The organism is Aquidulcibacter paucihalophilus (assembly GCA_030285985.1).
Classification (GTDB): domain Bacteria; phylum Pseudomonadota; class Alphaproteobacteria; order Caulobacterales; family Caulobacteraceae; genus Brevundimonas.
This window is the reverse complement of record CP127384.1, coordinates 947,464-964,525: the sequence shown is the minus strand read 5'-3', so window position 1 is coordinate 964,525 and position 17,062 is coordinate 947,464. Positions and strand designations below refer to the sequence as shown.

The window sequence follows — 17,062 nt, the reverse complement described above, 5'->3', positions numbered from 1 at the left end:
GGTGCCATTAGAGGGCACCAGGACCAGGGTTCAATCCACCAGGCCGCCCTACGGATCAGTCTTCACTGTTCTGTCGCATTTCAAAGCGATGCACGAAGACCTCGGTGCCGTCGCCGGAACCGCGCTCACCCGGCTCGATGAAGCCCGAACGATCGGCATCCATCCGCGCGAAGGCTTCGCGCAGGGGGGCGCTGAATTCGGCCTCGCTGACCTTGCCGTCGTTGTCGGAGTCCAGGTCGTTCTCACCGCCGGGGCCTCCGACGCGCCTGATCTCGACCCGCTGACCCGGCCCGCCCTCGCCGAGGGCCCCGCCGAGTTCGGCCAGACCCTCGGGGCCCGAGAAGACCATGACCCGGGGCTCACCGCCCGGCCCGTCTGCGCGGCGCAGCTCGATCCGCGGCGGCGCGCCGGCGGGGCCGTGGCCTCCGCCCGGCTGTTGCCCCCGTCGGGCCGACCATTCTGCCCAGGTTTCGCGGTGCCCCTCGGCACCGGCCGGGCCATCGGGCCCTCCGGGTCCGCTGTGGATCACGATCTCACGCCGGCCGTCTGCACCGGGCTCGCCGGCGACGAACTGTGTCTGGGTAACCACCCGCTCGACCCGGACACCCGGTTCGCCGCCACCGACACGATGGATCTCGATATGCCGCTCGCCCGGGCCACCCGGACCACCGGGACCATGCATCATCATGATGTCGTGATCGTCGCCCGCCATCTCCACATGACCGGCCGACAGTTCCCCGGTCGACAGGCGACCGTCGCTGTTCGCATCCATACGGGCGAAATGGTCGTTCATCGGCGCGGCGAACTCCTCGCGCGTGATCTGCCCGTCGCCATCCTTGTCGAGGCCGCCGGGTCCATCTGCGCCCATCAGCATGATCCGGGTACGGACCTCGGGCGGTGCGGGCGGGGCCGGCGGCTCCTGCAGCAGGGCGGCGGAAAGGGCGATCAGGGTCAGCATGAGCGGTCGGCTCCCGTTGTTGTGCGGCCCTTGTTCGAACACGGCCGGCTTGCCGGAGTGTTTCAGGCGTCGCGCCGTTTGTTTCAAAGCTGAAATGACGGCGAGCGTCAGGTTCGCCACAATGTCCTCCATGCAAGCCGACGCCGCTCCCCGTATTCTCGTTGTCGACGACGACCCCGGCATCCGCGAGGTGCTGTGCGACTATCTGGTCCTGCACGGCTACGACGCGGTCGGTGCCGCCTCGGCCGCGGAAATGGATCGTGCCGTCGCGCAGCAGGCACCGGATCTCATTGTGCTTGACCTGATGATGCCGGGCGAGGACGGGCTGTCGGTCTGCCGCCGTCTGGCCGGCAAGGGACCACCGATCGTCATGCTCTCGGCCATGGGCGAGGACACCGACCGGATCATCGGCCTGGAGCTCGGGGCCGACGACTACCTGGCCAAACCCTGCAATCCCCGCGAACTGCTGGCCCGCGTCCGCGCCGTGCTGCGCCGCCCGCGCGACGAAGCCGCGGCCGAAGGCCCGGCCCTGACCTTCGCCGGCTGGCGGCTTGATCTTCTGCGCAGGGAACTGACCCGGCCGGATGGGCGGGCCGTGTCCCTGTCGGCCGGGGAGTTCGCCCTGCTGCGCGCCTTCGCCGAACGGCCGGGCCGTGTCCTGACCCGCGACCAGCTGCTGGAACGCGCCCGGGGCGCCGAGGCCGATGTCTTCGACCGGGCCATGGATGTGCAGATCAGTCGGCTTCGAAAGAAGCTGGATGACGGCTCCGGTCTGGAAATGATCCAGACCCTGCGCGGCGAGGGCTATATGTTCGACGTCAGGGTCGAGCGCCACAACGGTCCGATCCGGGGTGCCGCATGAGGCGCCCCTCGTCCTTCCCCGTCATGGTCCAGGTAGCGGCCCTGGCCGTGCTGGCCGTGATCATGTCCCAGGCGGTGGCTTTCGGCGTGGTCGTGTTTGCGCCCGAGCCTCGCCCGGCCGGCTTCAGCATCGGCGCCGCGGCCGACGCCCTGAAGGGCGAGCCGGCCGAGACGGCCGACGGCCGCGCCCTGCGTCGCCGGATCGTCGACCGGCCGCCGGGACCGGAGATCGACAACGGGCTGGACCCGATGGCCCTGGCCATCCGCGCCGGACTCGCCCAGCGGCTGGGGGTTGAACCGGACGCTGTCAGGGTCACGGTCGATCACGGCCAGGGTCGCCGGCGCGCGCCCGGCCCGACTGAGGACGTCTCGGTCAACGGGCGTGTGGACTTCGTTCTGGTGCGCCCCGAATTCCGCCCCGACGGAGGTCCGGACAAGGTCGGGCGGGATGCACCACGCGCGCCGTCGGCTGCAGCGCCCGGCATCATGGTTCCTGTTCCTGCCCCCTCGTCCGAACAGACGGTGATCGTGCGTCGCGGTGCCGACATCGAGGCCCAGCTGCGGATGCACCACACCGGGCCTCCCGGTCCGCAGGGCGAGGCCTTCGTCATCGACCGGGAAACCCGCCAGTTCACCGTCCGGGCCGACAGCCTGACCTTCGCGCCCTTCTCCGCCTCCGTTCGACAGCCGGACGGACGCTGGGCCACGGTCGAGCCGCCGCGTGGCCTGCTTTCGCCCTGGCAGCAGCGCATTCTGCTGGCCCTCGGCATATCCATGCTGCTGCTGGCACCGCTGGTCTGGTGGATGGCGCGCAGGCTGACCCGGCCGATCCGCGTCTTTGCCGACGCCGCCGAACGGCTGGGTGCCGATCCCGAGGCCGAGCCGCTGACGCCCTCCGGCCCCAGCGAGGTGCGCACCGCCATCCACGCCTTCAACGACATGCAGGCCTCCCTGCGTGACCACATGCGCCGCCGGACCCAGACCGTCGCCGCGATCGCGCACGACCTGCGCACCCCCCTGACCCGTCTGCGCTTCCGCGCCGAACAGGCACCCGAGGCTGTGCGCGACCGCATGGCCGCTGACATCGAGGAGATGGATGCCCTCATCGCCCAGGCCATGGCCTATGTGCGGGGCGAGGCAACGCCTGAACGGCGCGAGACCTTCGATCTGGACGCGCTCGCCGCCGACTGCGCCGCGGGCTTCTCCGAGACCGGCGGTGCCGTGGCCTTCGACGGCGGCGGTGCCCTGGGGGTCGAGGCCGATCCCGCCGCCCTGCGGCGCGCCCTGGCCAACCTGATCGCCAACGCCGTCAAATACGGCGGCGCGGCCCGGGTGAAGGCCTTCGCCATGGACGGTCGCGCGGTGATCACGGTGGAGGATGACGGCCCCGGCCTGCCCGAAGACGAACTCGAGGCCGTGTTCGAGCCCTTCCACCGCGCGGAGCGTTCCCGCAGCCGCGAGACCGGCGGGGCGGGCCTTGGCCTGACCGTCGCCCGTCAGGCGGCGCGCGCCCATGGCGGCGATGTCACCCTGACCAACCGGAGCGACGGCGGCTTGGTCGCCCGGCTGGACCTCCCCCTGGCCTCAGCGGACTGACCGCCCGAAGCGTTACAGTCGATCACGTCTTGTTACGGGCGCGGGGTTGATCACCGCGCCCGTCGGCTTCATTGAAGCGCCAACCCTGACACCGCTTCTTCGGAGACCGCCCCATGACCGTCCGCGTCGCCATCAATGGTTTCGGCCGCATCGGCCGCCTCGTCCTGCGCTCCATCGTCGAGCACGGCCGTCGTGATATTGAAGTGGTGGCGATCAACGATCTGGGTCCGGTCGAGACCAACGCCCACCTGCTGAAGTATGACTCGGTCCACGGCCGCTTCCCCGGAACGATCGAACACGGCGACGGCTGGATCGACGTGGGCATGGGCAAGATCAGGGTCACCGCCGAGCGTGACCCGGCCAGGCTCCCGCACAAGGAGCTGAACGTCGACATCGCCTTCGAATGCACCGGCATCTTCACGACGAAGGAAAAGGCCTCGGCCCACCTGACCGCCGGCGCGAAGCGCGTTCTGGTCTCGGCCCCCTGCGACGGTGCCGACAAGACCATCGTCTACAAGGTCAACCATGAGACCCTGACCGCCGACGACATCATCGTCTCCAACGGCTCGTGCACCACCAACGCACTGGCCCCGGTGGCCAAGGTCCTGCACGACCTGTTCGGCATCGAGCGCGGCTATATGACCACCATCCACGCCTACACCGGCGACCAGCCGACGCTGGATACGATGCACAAGGACCTCTACCGCGGGCGCGCCGCCGCCCTGTCGATGATCCCGACCTCGACCGGTGCCGCCAAGGCCCTCGGCCTCGTCCTGCCGGCCCTGAAGGGCAAGCTCGACGGCTCCTCGATCCGCGTCCCGACCCCGAACGTCTCGGTCGTCGACCTGAAGGTCGTCGCCGGCCGCGAGGTCACCGTGGAAGAGATCAACGCCGCCATCCAGGCCGCCGCTGACGGCCCGATGAAGGGCGTTCTGGCCACCACCGACGAGGCCCTTGTCTCCACCGACCTCAATCACATCGCCGCCTCCTCCACCGCCGCCCTGCCCCAGACCCAGGTCGTCGATGGCAAGCTCGCCCGCGTCCTGACCTGGTACGACAACGAGTGGGGCTTCGCGACGCGGATGGCCGACACGGCGCTGGTGATGAGCAAGCTGATCTGATGGCTGCGTCTCCTCCCTGTCGCGAAGCGATGGGGAGGGGGACCACACGAAGTGTGGTGGAGGGGTACTTTCCGCCGCATCAAACTCTGGGGCGTTCGACCCCTCCGTCACGGCGCGAAGGTGCGCCGCGCCACCTCCCCATTCGCTTCGCGAACAGGGAGGAGACAGGAAAAGCGACCATGACTTTCCGCACCCTCGACGACGCCCCCGCCCTCGCCGGCAAGACCGCCCTCGTCCGCGTGGATTTCAACGTCCCGATGGAGGGCGGCAAGGTCACCGAGGACACCCGCCTGCGGGTCGCCCTGCCGACGATCAACAAGCTGCGCGATGCCGGTGCCCGGGTCGCCCTGCTGGCCCATTTCGACCGGCCCAAGGGCAAGGTCGTCCCCTCGATGAGCCTGCAGCCCGTGGTCGACGACCTCGAACACCTGCTCGGCGCCCCGGTCCGGTTCGCGACCGACTGCGTGGGGGATGAGGCGAAGGCCATGATCTCCGACCTGCCCTTGGGCGGCGTCGTCCTGCTCGAAAACGTCCGCTTCCACGCCGGGGAGGAGGCCAACGATCCGGCCTTCGCCGCCCAGCTGGCCGAACTCGGCGACGTCTATGTCAATGACGCCTTCTCCGCCGCCCACCGCGCCCACGCCTCGACCGAGGGCCTCGCCCGCCTGCTGCCCGCCTATGCCGGCGAGTCGATGCGCCGCGAGCTCGACGCGCTCGACGCCGCGCTCGGCAAGCCGAAGAAGCCGGTCATCGGCATCGTCGGCGGGGCCAAGGTCTCGACCAAGCTGGACCTGCTGAAGAACCTGGTCAGCAAGCTGGACCGGCTCGCCATAGGCGGCGGCATGGCCAACACCTTCCTGTTCGCGCAAGGGGTCGACATCGGCGGCTCCCTGGCCGAGCGCGACATGGCCGACACGGCCCGTGAGATCCTCGCCGAGGCGAAGGCCCGCGGCTGCGAGATCCTGCTGCCCGTGGACTTCGTCGTGGCCACCGAGGTCAAGCCCGGCGCGGCCGCCCGCCCCGTCGTCGCGGGTCAGCCGCTTTCCGCCGACGACAAGATACTCGACGCCGGCCCGGCCACCGTCGCGCGTCTCGTCGACGCCCTGACCGCCTCGAAAACGCTGATCTGGAACGGTCCGCTCGGCGTGTTCGAAGTGCCGCCGTTCGACGTGGCCACCGTCGCGGTTGCCCATCGTGCGGCCGCCCTCGCCAAAGCCGGCGTCCTGATCGCCGTCGGCGGCGGCGGCGACACGGTCGCGGCCCTGCATCACGCGGGCGTGGCGGACGACATGACCTTCGTTTCGACCGCCGGCGGGGCCTTCCTGGAGTGGATGGAAGGCAAGCCCCTGCCGGGCGTCGAGGCCTTGCGGGCCTGACGTCCTGCCGTCGCGAACGATGGCGGCCTGTAACAATGCGTGACTTCACGCGCCTCTGACGCTAGACAACCGGCAAAACTCACGGGCTCAGGAGACACCCCATGGCGCGCATCACGCTGCGACAGCTTCTCGATCACGCGGCGGAAAACGACTACGGCCTGCCCGCCTACAACATCAACAACATGGAACAGGGCCTGGCCATCATGGAGGCCGCCGAGGCGGTCAACGCCCCGGTCATCATCCAGGCCAGCCGCGGTGCCCGCAGCTACGCCAATGACATCGTCCTGGCCAAGCTGATCGACGCCCTGGCCGAACTGTATCCGCACATCCCGGTCTGCATGCACCAGGATCACGGGAATGGCCCGGCCACCTGCGCGACCGCCATCCAGTACGGCTTCACCTCGGTGATGATGGACGGCTCGCTGGAAGAGGACGCCAAGACCCCCGCCAGCTACGAGTACAACGTCGACGTCACCCGCCGCGTGGTCCAGATGGCCCACAGCTGCGGCGTCTCGGTCGAGGGCGAACTGGGTGTGCTGGGCTCTCTGGAAACCGGCATGGGCGAGGCCGAGGACGGCCACGGCTTCGAGGGCAAGCTGGATCACTCCGCCCTGCTGACCGACCCCGACCAGGCTGTGGACTTCGTCGGCCAGACCAAGGTTGATGCCCTCGCCATCGCCATGGGCACCAGCCACGGGGCCTACAAATTCAGCCGCCAGCCGGATGGCGAGGTCCTCGCCATGAACGTGATCGAGGAAATCCACCGCCGCCTGCCGGACACCCATCTGGTCATGCACGGCTCGTCCTCGGTGCCGCAGGACCTGCAGGACATCATCAACGCCTACGGCGGTCAGATGCCCCAGACCTGGGGCGTGCCGGTTGAGGAAATCCAGCGCGGCATCAAACACGGCGTGCGCAAGATCAACATCGACACCGACAACCGCATGGCCATGACCGGCGCGGTGCGCAAACTGCTGGCGGAAAAGCCGGGCGAGTTCGATCCGCGCGCCTGGCTGAAGCCCGCCAAGGAGGCCATGCGCAAGCTGTGCGTCGAGCGCTATCAGCAGTTCGGCTGCGAGGGCCAGGCCTCGAAGATCCGGCCGCTCTCCACGGCGCAGATGGCCCAGCGCTACGCCAGCGGGGAACTGAACCCGCACTTCGGCGCCTCGGCCTCCAAGGCCGCCTGATCCGTCAGAAGCGGCGGCTCACCAGCCGCCGTACTGACCCTGGAACCGACGGCGGACGTCCCGAACGTCGCGCTCGGCATCGTCGATCGCCCTCTGCGCCCGACGCCAGTCGCGCTCGGTGTCCGCCCGCTCGCGGCGGATTTCCTGGATGCGGTTGCGGATGGCATCGCGCTGCTCATCGGTCAGGCCTTCCGCCCGCGCCTCGGCCTGTTTGGCCGTGATCTTGTCGTCAAGCTCCTCCAGGCGCGAGCCGAGGCTTGCGACGCTACTGCGCGCATTCGTCAGCGCCTGTTCCGCCGCATAGACCACCTGGCCGTCCTGATAGGCCGGCAGGAATTCCTCCTCCTGCTGCCGCGTGCAGACCCCGTGATAGGTGTCGCCCTCCCGGCCTTCCCGGAACCCGCGCTCCCACCGGCAATAGCCGTTCAGCCCGTCGTTGCGGGCCGAGCTGTAGGCGACGACGTCGGGTGCCACGCCATATTCCGCGCAGGCCTTCTCATGGTCCGCCAGCAGGGTCATCGGCTGGCCTTCCAGCCCGTCACGATAGCCCACCTCGCCCCAGGCGCCGGCCAGGCATTGGTCCTTGGACATGGTCGCGCAGCTGGCCAGCGCGAGCGCCGCGCCTCCGGCGGCGGCAAGCAGCAACAATCTCATGGCCCGGCTCCGTCCCTGTAAGGTTGCCCGAGGATGGCCCAGCTTGGCTGTTTCGCCAAGATCGCACATTGCCTGCAGGCGGTTGCGGCGTGCTAGACCGCCCTGCCGCCCGGCCCGAGCGGCGGAGCGCCCCGTGTCTGACGACCCCCTGATCGAAGAATTCGCCGCCGACGAAGACCTCCCGCCGGTTCTGGAGGCCAGGCTCACGACGGGTGGTGCCCGTCTCGACAAGACCCTGTCCGACCTCTTTCCGACCCTGTCCCGCGCCCGCGTCCAGGTCCTGCTGGCGGACGGTGCCGTGACACGCGACGGCCAGCCGGTTTCCAACGCCTCGGCCAAGGCCCTGCCCGGCCTCTATGCCGTCGCCATGCCGGCGGTCATCTCCGCCATTCCCCAGCCCGAGAACATTCCGCTGACCGTCCTGTTCGAGGACGCGCATCTGATCGTCATCGACAAGCCTGCGGGGATGGCAGTCCACCCCGCTCCCGGCAGCGAGACCGGCACCCTCGTCAACGCCCTGCTGCACCATTGCGCCACCTCGCTCTCCGGCATCGGCGGTGTCGCCCGTCCCGGAATCGTCCACCGGCTCGACAAACACACCTCCGGCGTCATGGTCGCGGCCAAGTCGGACGCCGCCCATGCCGGTCTGTCCGCCCTGTTCGCCGCCCACGATATCGAGCGGACCTATATCGCCCTGGTCCGTGGCGCGCCGCAGCCCGAGAAGGGCCGCATCGTCTCAAACCTCGGTCGCTCGACCGGTGATCGCAAGAAGATGGCGGTGCTCAGGGTCGGCGGTCGGGAAGCCATCACCGACTATGTGGTCGAGGCCATGTTCGGCGCATCGCCGAGAAAGGGCAGTCGGCCGGCCACTCCGCCCCTCGCCGCCCGCGTCGCCTGCACCCTCCACACCGGCCGCACCCATCAGATCCGCGTGCACATGGCCTCAAAAGGCTCTCCGCTGCTGGGCGACCCCGTCTACGGCACGGGCAGTCCGGCCAATCCGGTCCGCGCCGCCATCGAGACCGCCGGCCTGACCCGCCAGGCGCTCCACGCGACCATTCTCGGCTTCGACCACCCGGTCACCGGCGAGGCCCTGCGGTTCGAGACGTCGCCGCCGGCCGACATGCTGATACTTGAAGCGGCGCTCGCTGGCCTGTGAGCCCGGGGCGGAGGATTTGATCTCGATCAAGGCCCCGCTCTTCGAGCCCGGATATACTGGGGCCTCCATCGGAGGTGAAGCATGACCCACCTGGATATCGGCCGGACCGGCCTGGCGTTCGGAATCTTTCTGGGTGCCCTTCATGCGGTCTGGGCCGGGATTGTCGCGGCAGGATGGGGTCAGGCGCTCATGGACCTGATCTTCACCCTGCACTTTATCGATCCGCCCTATCGCGTTGCCGCCTTCCGGCTGGACACGGCAGCCCTGCTGGTCGGTCTCACCTTCGCAATCGGCGGCCTCTCGGGCCTGGCCTTCGCAGCGGGGTGGAACGCACTGGCTCGCCGCCGCCCCTGACGCGGGTTCAAATCACTAGTCCGTCTTGATTAAGGACTGACTATTCTGTAAGCCTTCCGTATCTGGTGCCGTGGCGCCGGGGCAACGGTCACGCTTTCGTGTGACCATCCGCCACTGACAAGTGCGGAAACCCGACCCTATGTCATCCGTTGAGGGGTGAGGCGGCGGTGCACATTGGGTGGCCGCCTCCGAAGAGCCCGCTCGTTTTCACGGTCGGAGGGACCATATGGCTGTAACCAGATCACTCGCGGTGATGTCGCCTGAACAGGGGCTGTCGCGATACCTGACGGAAATCCGCAAGTTCCCCATGCTTGCGAAAGACGAAGAATTCATGCTCGCCAAACGCTGGACCGAGCACCAGGACGCCGAGAGCGCCCACCGCCTTGTGACATCGCACCTGCGCCTCGTGGCCAAGATCGCCATGGGTTATCGCGGCTACGGCCTGCCGATCGGCGAGGTGATCTCAGAGGGCAACGTCGGCCTGATGCAGGCCGTCAAGAAATTCGATCCGGACAAGGGCTTCCGCCTGGCGACCTACGCCATGTGGTGGATCCGCGCCTCGATCCAGGAATACATCCTGCGCAGCTGGTCGCTCGTGAAGATGGGCACCACGGCCGCGCAGAAGAAGCTGTTCTTCAACCTGCGCAAGGCCAAGAGCCAGATCTCGGCCTTCGAGGAAGGCGACCTGCGTCCCGAACACCTCTCGGCGATCGCCACCAAGCTGGGCGTGTCCGAGGAAGAGGTCACCAACATGAACCGCCGCCTCGGCGGCGACGCCTCACTGAACGCGCCCCTGCGCGCCGACGGCGAGAGCGAGTGGCAGGACTGGCTGGCCGACGACACGGCGGTCTCGCAGGAGACCCAGCTCGCCGAGGACGAAGAGAAATCGATCCGCCGCGGCCTGCTGGAAGAGGCCATGCATGAGCTGACCGACCGCGAGAAGCACATCCTCACGGAACGCCGCCTGAAGGACGATCCGGTCACGCTCGAGGAACTCGCCGGCCAGTACGGCGTGTCCCGCGAACGCGTGCGCCAGATCGAGGTCCGCGCCTTCGAGAAGCTACAGAAGGCCATGCGCGCCGCCGCCGAAGAGCGGAACCTGGTCGACGCATAGATGCCGCGGGTGGGTGGCCCCGACGGGCCGCTCACCTTCAGGTCACCGCGGCCACCGTCTGGAACCGGGCATCCCGCCAGCTCTCGCTGTCGAGAATCTCGCCGAGGACCTCGACCGCATCCCAGACGTCTGTGCGACGCACGTACAGCGGCGCGAAACCGAACCGGATCACATCCGGCGCGCGGAAATCGCCGATCACGCCCCGCGCGATGAGATTCTGCATCACGGCCCAGCCGTGCGGGTGGGTGAACGAGACCTGCCCGCCGCGCGCCGTCGCCTCACGCGGACTGGCCAGCGCCAGACCCTTGTCGGCGCATCGCGCCTCGACCCGTTCAATGAACAGGTCGCCCAGCGCGCCCGCCTTCGCCCGCGCCGTCGCCATCTGCACCCCGTCGAACGCGTCCAGCGCGGCATTGAGCGCGGTCAGGCTCAGGATCGGCGGCGTGCCGCACAGCCACCGGTCGATGCCCGCGGCCGGCGCATAGTCGTCGACGAAATCGAACGGTCGCGCATGGCCCATCCAGCCTGACAGCGGATTGCGCAGCCCGGACTGGTGGCGTCGGGCCACGAACAGATACGCCGGCGCGCCCGGACCGCCGTTCAGATATTTGTAGCCGCAGCCCGCCGCCAGATCGGCACCGTCGCGGTTCAGATCGACGTCCAGAACACCGGCGCTATGGCTCAGGTCCCACAGACCCAGCGCGCCCACCGCCCGGATCGCGGCGCTCAGCCCTGCCATGTCCCGCACCGCGCCGCTGCGGTAGTGGACGTGGCTCAGCAGGACCACCGCCACCCGGTCGTCCAGCGCGGCCTCGATCCCGCCCGGCTCAACGACGCGCAGTTCGACATCCGGCATCAAGCCCGCCAGTCCCTGCAGGATGTAGAGATCCGTCGGGAAATCGCCCCCTTCGGTCAGTACGACCCGCCGATCTCCCCGGGCACCCACGGCGGCCGCCGCCAGTTTGAACAGGTTCACGGACACGGAATCGGCCGCCACAACCTCGTCCGCTTCTGCACCGATCAGCCGCGCGATCTTGCTCCCGACCCTCTGTGGCAAACCGATCCAGCCGTGCTTGTTCCAGCTGGCGATCAGATCGCCGCCCCACTGCCGCTCGACCGCGGCCCCCACGGCCTCCGCGGACGCAACGGGCAGGGCCCCCAGCGAATTGCCGTCGAGATAGATCACCTTATCGGGCAGACTGAACCGTTCGCGCACCGCGCCCAGCGGGTCGGTGGCGTCCCGGTCCAGACAGTCCTGTCGCATGGTCATTCTCTCGGGCTCCGGTTGCCGGACGGCTCCTGCTCTCTACAGTGAGCCGCCGCGCCAGCGAAACGGCGACTTCGACAGGACCGCCTGATGCGTCTGATGACCGCCGCCCTTGCCGGCCTGCTGGCGTCGACGGCCTGTGCGCCCTCGCCGACGCCCATCGCGCCCGTCGAGACCCGCACGCCCATTACCTTCAGCCAGCTTCTGGCCCGGCCTCGCGCCACGGCTGACCAACGCATCGCCTACGGGGCCGACGCCCTGCAGTTCGGCGAGCTCTGGCTCCCCCGGGGACGCGGCCGCCATCCCGTCATCGTGCTGATCCACGGCGGCTGCTGGCGTGCCGACCTGCCAGGCACGGAGCTGATGGACTATATGGCAGCAGACCTGCGGGACCGCGGCTACGCCGTCTGGAACCTCGAATACCGTCGCATCGGGCATCCCGGCGGCGGCTATCCCGGCACCTTCCAGGACATCGCCGCGGGCCTCGATCATCTGCGCACGATCGCCCCCCGACACAGACTCGACCTCCGGCGCGTCGCGGTCTCGGGACATTCCGCCGGCGGTCATCTGGCGCTCTGGGCGGCGGCCCGTGATCGCCTGCCCGCCGGAAGCCCGCTTCGGGTTGCGGCTCCCCTGCCGGTTCGGGGCGTCGTATCGCTCGCCGGCATCGCCGACCTCGACGCCTATCGTCAGACCGGCCCGGACGCCTGTGGCGGCCCCACGACCATCGACGGCCTGGTCGGCGTCCAGCAACCCGGCCGGCGCGACGTCTTCGCCGACACCTCTCCGCCCGCGCTGCTTCCGCTGGGCGACCGGCAGATCGTGATTTCCGGAGCGCTCGACCCGATCGTACCGCCTCGTTTCGGCGAGGACTACGCCGCAGCCGCCGCCGCCCGGGGCGATCGAGCGCAGTCTGTCGTGCTGGAGGGCGCGGGGCATTTCGAGGTCATCGACCCCACCTCCGCGGCCTGGCCCCGGGTCGTCAGCGCGTTCGCCGGGCTGCTGGACTGAGGTCCTCAGCCGGCCCGGGCGACCGGTGCCACATGATGCATGGCCAGCAGGGTTCCGATCGGCGCGGCGAGCGTCGCCTTGGTCGGCGGCCCATCGGCCATCGAAACCTCGAGGGCGCCGACAGCGACCGCCATGCGCGAGTCCGACGCCTTCATCGCCAATGCCTTCAACGTCGCCGCCTGCTCGCGGATAGCCCGCACCGCCTGCATCGGATCACTGTCGAACTGGTCCAGCGCCGCGCCCAGGATCCGCATAGCCTGATCCTTGGTCTCAGCCAGCCCGGCCGCGCCCGTCGCCGGCCGATCGGCCTTGCGCTTTCCGGTGCCGGAGAATTCGCCTGAGTTGAACCGACGCCGGTCGGGCCCGATGTAGCCGACGGCCTCGACCCAGTCGCGTGGCTTGATGGCGACGTTCTCGATCCGCTTGAACAGGTCCGCGCTCGTGAAAGGCTTGCGGAGGAACTCGTGCACGCCCGCATCCCGGGCCCCCAGGATCGACCGCGCGGTCGCATCGGCTGTGATCATGATGATCGGCGCCCGGCGACAGTTCATGTCCGAGCGCCGGAACGCCCGCGCCAGGGATTCGCCGTCCAGCCCCTCGCCCGTTCGCTCGGTGAACACGAGGCCCGGTTCCAGCTCCGCCGCCGACAACAGGGCGCGCTTCTCGTCCGGCTGAACCACGATGTCCCGTGAGCCCAGCCCCTTCATGATATCGGTCAGCAGGCGCGCGGCGTGCGGGTTCGGGTCGACGATCAGCACCCGTTTGACCACGGGCCCCAACTTCGCCAGCACACGACGATCGACTGCAAACAAGACGCGGACCTCCACCTCGGAGGTTCGTGCTTAGCGCCAGTGGGTTAAGGCCCGTTGAACGCTGGCGTTTCGTTGCCCGACACCCCGGTCGCCTATCCCCGGAACGGGTCGTGCATCATAATCGTGTCGTCGCGTTCCGGGCTGGTCGAAAGCAGGGCCACCGGCGCACCGATCAGCTCCTCGATCCGGCGGACGTATTTGACCGCATTGGCGTTCAGGTCGCGGAAGCTGCGCGCACCGGCCGTGCTTTCGCTCCAGCCTTCCATTTCCTCGAACACCGGCTCCGCCGCGGCCTGCGCCTTCAGGCTGGACGGCAGATAGTCCAGCACCTGCCCGTCGATCCGGTAGCCGGTGCAGATTTTCAGCGTCTTCAGTCCGTCCAGCACATCCAGCTTGGTCAGGGCGATGCCATCGATGCCGTTGATCGCCACCGACTGCCGCACCAGGACCGCGTCGAACCAGCCGCAACGCCGCGCCCGGCCGGTATTGACCCCGACCTCGCGCCCGACCGTCGCCAGATGCGTACCCACTTCGTCATTGAGTTCACACGCAAACGGACCCTCACCCACCCGGGTGGTGTAGGCCTTCACGATTCCAAGGACATAGCCGACCCCGCGCGGCCCGATGCCCGACCCCGCTGCGGCCTGACCGGCCACGGTGTTGGAGCTGGTCACATAGGGATAGGTGCCGTGGTCCACGTCCAGGAAGGCACCCTGGGCACCCTCGAACAGCACCCGCTTGCCGTCCCGCCGCGCCCGATCCAGCACCCGCCAGGCCGGTTGCACATACGGCAGGATTTTCGGCGCGATCTCCAGCAGCTGGGCCAGCAGCGCCTCCGGGTCGATCGGCTCCAACCCCAGTCCGGCCCGCAGCGGATCGTGGTGCGAGCGCAGCCGGTCGATCTTGACCTTCAGGTCCTCGGCATTGGCGAGGTCGCAGACCCGGATCGCCCGGCGCCCGACCTTGTCCTCATAGGCCGGGCCGATGCCCCGCCCCGTGGTGCCGATTCGCGCGCCCGGCGCGCTGGCGGCCGCCTCGCGCGCCACGTCCAGCGCCGGGTGAATCGGCAGGATCAGACAGGCGTTGTCGGCGACAATGAGTACCTCGGGACTGATCCGGATGCCCTGCGCCTCGATCTTCGAAATCTCGCCGACCAGATGCCAGGGGTCGACCACCACGCCGTTGCCGATGATCGAGGGCTTGCCCTGCACCACGCCCGAGGGCAGCAGCGCCAGCTTGTAGACCTTGCCGTCCACCACCAGCGTATGGCCGGCGTTGTGCCCGCCCTGGAACCGCACGACCATGTCGGCGCGGTTCGACAGCCAGTCGACGATCTTGCCCTTGCCCTCGTCACCCCACTGGGCGCCGACTACTGCAACGTTCGCCAAGGCTTTTCTCCGCTGTCCGGGATTTCGGAATGCGGGCGCAGCCTATAGCCGGGGAATCAGCAGGTGTCCCGTCGCCGCGTCATTATTCCGCCAGCGCCGTCTCGAACGCCCAGTCCAGCCAAGGTGCCAGCGCCTCGATGTCCGCCGTCTCGACGGTGCAGCCACACCAGATCCGCAGGCCGGCGGGCGCGTTGCGGTGGCTCTCGATATCGAAGGCCGCGCCCTCGTCCTCGACCAGGGCCTTCATCCGCCGGACCAGCGCCTGCCGCGCATCCTCGGGCATGGCGGTCACCCGCGGATCGACGATCTTCAGGCAGACCGAGGTCGTCGACCGGGTCGCCGGGTCGACGGCCAGATAGTCGATCCAGTCCGTCCGCCGGACCCAGGCGTCGAGCGCCGCGGCGTTTGCTTCCGTCCGCGCGATCAGGGCCTCCAGCCCGCCGACCGACAGCCCCCATTCGACCGCGTCGATCCAGTCCTCGATGGTCCAGACGGAAAAGGTGTTCAGCATCGACCCGCTGGCCAGCAGCCGGTCAAAGCCCTTGCTGTCGCGCAGGCGCAGCACCTTGGGCACCGGTCGCGGCGGCGCATAGCGGTCCAGCCGCTCGATCGCGCGCGGCGACAGGGCGGCCACGCCCAGCCCCGCCTCTCCGCCCAGGGCCTTCTGGAAACTGAAGGTCACCACATCCAGCCTGCCCCACGGCAGAGCCATGGCGAAGGCCGCCGAGGTCGCATCGCAGATGACAATCCCCTCGCGGTCCTCCGCGATGAAGTCCGCATCCGGCGCACACACACCCGACGTCGTCCCGTTCCAGGGAAACACCAGATCCTTCGTCGGATCGACCGCCGAGGTATCAGGCCATTCGCCCCACGGCGCCGAGATGACCTCGGGCTCCAGTTTCAGATGTTCGACCGCGTCGGTCGCCCACACCTTGCCGAAATTCTCGAACGCCAGCACCTGCACCGGCCGCTCGCCGAGCATCGACCACATGGCGGCCTCGACCGCGCCGGTGTCGGACCCCGGCACATAGACCAGCACCCAATCCGCCGGGACCTGCAGCAACTCACGCGTCAGCCTCAGCCCGTGCGCAAACCGCTCCACCACCTCCGGCGCGCGAATGCCACGCCCCAGCAGAGCGTGCGAAATCGCCTGCGACGACCATCCCGGCCGCTTCGCCGTCGGCCCCGCCGAGAACCACGGCCGCCCGGGCTTGAGGTTCGGCTTGCTCGCCATCAGTCGCGGAACGGCCGGACCGGCCCCTTGTCGCGCGCGGCCTGCGCCAGCTTGGTCAGCTCGGCACTGTCCTCCGGCAGGGTGACCATGAGCCTGGCCAGCAGGTCCCCGCGCTTGCCGTCCGCGAACGCGCCCCGGCCCTTCAGTCGCAGGACCTTGCCCGAGCTGGAGCCCGCCGGGATGGTCATGCTGACCGTTCCCTCGGGCGTCCGCACCGGCACCTTGCCGCCCAGCACCGCGTCGAACAGCGCCACCGGCTGATCCATCGTCAGGTCCGCACCGTCGCGGGTGAAGACCGGATGTTTCGCCACCTTCAGCTCGATCAGTGCGTCGCCGGCAGGACCGCCCCGTCCCGGCGCGCCCTGGCCCTTCAGCCGGATCGTCTGCCCGTCACTGGCCCCCTTCGGGATCGCGACATCCAGCATCCGGCCGTCCGAAAACTGGATGCGCCGCGTCGCCCCCGAGATCGAATCCTCGAGACTGATCTCCAGCGTCGCCTTGACGTCCTGACCCTTGGACGCGAATCCGCCGGGCCGCGCGCCACCCGGCCGGGCACCGCCGCCGAACATGCCGCCGAAGAGCTCGTCCAGATCGATGTTCTCGAAACCCTGCTGCCGGGCGCCGCCCTGGCCGAAGGGATTGCCGCCGGGTCCGCCGCGCGCGCCGCCGCCGAAGCCGCGGAACTGCTCGCGCCCGTCCGCGTCGATCTCGCCCCGATCAAATTTCGCCCGCTTCTCTGCGTCGCCCAGCAGGTCGAAGGCGGCGGTAATCCGCTTGAACCGCTCGTCGGCGACCGTATTGCCGGGGTTCTTGTCGGGATGCAGTTCCTTGGCGAGCTTGCGGAACGCCTTCTTGATTTCGTCCGCGCTCGCGCCCCTCGAAACGCCCAGTTCCTTGTAGGGATCGCCCGCCACGTCGAATGCCGCTCCATCAGTCTTGAGAGTGTCAGTTAGGGCATCGCGTGCCCCGC

General features: G+C 68.9%; 16 protein-coding genes. 9 read left to right on the top strand and 7 right to left on the bottom strand.

All coding sequences use genetic code 11. The features are described from left to right. Positions 1–55: 55 nt before the first annotated feature. Positions 56–958 carry a hypothetical protein gene (locus tag KB221_04690; protein ID WIY70331.1) on the bottom strand — a complete coding sequence of 301 codons (903 nt, stop codon included), beginning with the start codon at positions 956–958 and terminating at the stop codon, positions 56–58. A gap of 130 nt (positions 959–1,088) precedes the next feature. Here KB221_04690 and KB221_04685 point away from each other — a divergent pair, with 130 nt between their 5' ends. The 5 genes from KB221_04685 to fba all read left to right on the top strand — a co-directional run bounded on the left by KB221_04685 (position 1,089) and on the right by fba (position 7,099). Beyond that, a complete protein-coding gene (locus KB221_04685) occupies positions 1,089–1,820 on the top strand; it encodes a response regulator (protein ID WIY70330.1) in 732 nt (243 codons plus the stop codon). Next, a complete protein-coding gene (locus KB221_04680; GenBank protein ID WIY70329.1) occupies positions 1,817–3,415 on the top strand; it encodes an ATP-binding protein in 1,599 nt (532 codons plus the stop codon). Before KB221_04685 ends, KB221_04680 begins: the two co-directional genes overlap by 4 nt. A gap of 113 nt (positions 3,416–3,528) precedes the next feature. Next, a complete protein-coding gene (gene gap, locus KB221_04675; GenBank protein WIY70328.1) occupies positions 3,529–4,536 on the top strand; it encodes a type I glyceraldehyde-3-phosphate dehydrogenase in 1,008 nt (335 codons plus the stop codon). A 179-nt stretch (positions 4,537–4,715) separates the two neighbouring features. Beyond that, positions 4,716–5,912 (top strand): phosphoglycerate kinase, encoded by a 1,197-nt coding sequence (locus KB221_04670; protein WIY70327.1) that lies wholly within the window; start codon positions 4,716–4,718, stop codon positions 5,910–5,912. 101 nt (positions 5,913–6,013) lie between these two features. Then, positions 6,014–7,099 carry a fructose-bisphosphate aldolase class II gene (fba, locus tag KB221_04665; protein WIY70326.1) on the top strand — a complete coding sequence of 362 codons (1,086 nt, stop codon included), beginning with the start codon at positions 6,014–6,016 and terminating at the stop codon, positions 7,097–7,099. A gap of 18 nt (positions 7,100–7,117) precedes the next feature. Here fba and KB221_04660 read toward each other — a convergent pair whose 3' ends face one another. After that, a complete protein-coding gene (locus tag KB221_04660) occupies positions 7,118–7,753 on the bottom strand; it encodes a DUF2799 domain-containing protein (protein WIY70325.1) in 636 nt (211 codons plus the stop codon). 133 nt (positions 7,754–7,886) lie between these two features. Here KB221_04660 and KB221_04655 point away from each other — a divergent pair, with 133 nt between their 5' ends. The 3 genes from KB221_04655 (at position 7,887) to rpoH (ending at position 10,380) form a co-directional block, all read left to right on the top strand. Then, positions 7,887–8,912: an RluA family pseudouridine synthase gene (locus KB221_04655; protein ID WIY70324.1), complete on the top strand. Its 1,026-nt coding sequence runs from the start codon at positions 7,887–7,889 to the stop codon at positions 8,910–8,912. 81 nt (positions 8,913–8,993) lie between these two features. Beyond that, entirely contained in the window at positions 8,994–9,266 is a 273-nt protein-coding gene (locus tag KB221_04650; GenBank protein WIY70323.1) for a hypothetical protein, read from the top strand. A 226-nt stretch (positions 9,267–9,492) separates the two neighbouring features. After that, positions 9,493–10,380 carry an RNA polymerase sigma factor RpoH gene (gene rpoH / locus KB221_04645; protein ID WIY70322.1) on the top strand — a complete coding sequence of 296 codons (888 nt, stop codon included), beginning with the start codon at positions 9,493–9,495 and terminating at the stop codon, positions 10,378–10,380. A gap of 37 nt (positions 10,381–10,417) precedes the next feature. On the opposite strand, the gene kynU is transcribed toward rpoH, so the two are convergent. Continuing rightward, positions 10,418–11,650, bottom strand: coding sequence for a kynureninase (kynU, locus tag KB221_04640; protein WIY70321.1), 1,233 nt, complete (start codon positions 11,648–11,650; stop codon positions 10,418–10,420). Positions 11,651–11,737: 87 nt separating this feature from the next. Here kynU and KB221_04635 point away from each other — a divergent pair, with 87 nt between their 5' ends. Then, entirely contained in the window at positions 11,738–12,658 is a 921-nt protein-coding gene (locus tag KB221_04635; GenBank protein WIY70320.1) for an alpha/beta hydrolase, read from the top strand. Between the two features lie 5 nt (positions 12,659–12,663). Here KB221_04635 and KB221_04630 read toward each other — a convergent pair whose 3' ends face one another. The 4 genes from KB221_04630 to KB221_04615 all read right to left on the bottom strand — a co-directional run bounded on the left by KB221_04630 (position 12,664) and on the right by KB221_04615 (position 17,006). Further along, on the bottom strand, positions 12,664–13,470 hold the full coding sequence (locus KB221_04630; protein WIY70319.1) for a response regulator: 807 nt from the start codon (positions 13,468–13,470) through the stop codon (positions 12,664–12,666). 92 nt (positions 13,471–13,562) lie between these two features. Further along, positions 13,563–14,858 (bottom strand): adenylosuccinate synthase, encoded by a 1,296-nt coding sequence (locus KB221_04625; GenBank protein ID WIY70318.1) that lies wholly within the window; start codon positions 14,856–14,858, stop codon positions 13,563–13,565. An 82-nt stretch (positions 14,859–14,940) separates the two neighbouring features. Beyond that, on the bottom strand, positions 14,941–16,092 hold the full coding sequence (locus KB221_04620) for a phosphoserine transaminase (protein WIY70317.1): 1,152 nt from the start codon (positions 16,090–16,092) through the stop codon (positions 14,941–14,943). Beyond that, the gene (locus KB221_04615; protein ID WIY70316.1) at positions 16,092–17,006 is read right to left on the bottom strand and encodes a DnaJ C-terminal domain-containing protein; all 915 of its coding nucleotides are present in this window, start codon (positions 17,004–17,006) and stop codon (positions 16,092–16,094) included. Before KB221_04615 ends, KB221_04620 begins: the two co-directional genes overlap by 1 nt. Between the last annotated feature and the right edge of the window lie 56 nt (positions 17,007–17,062).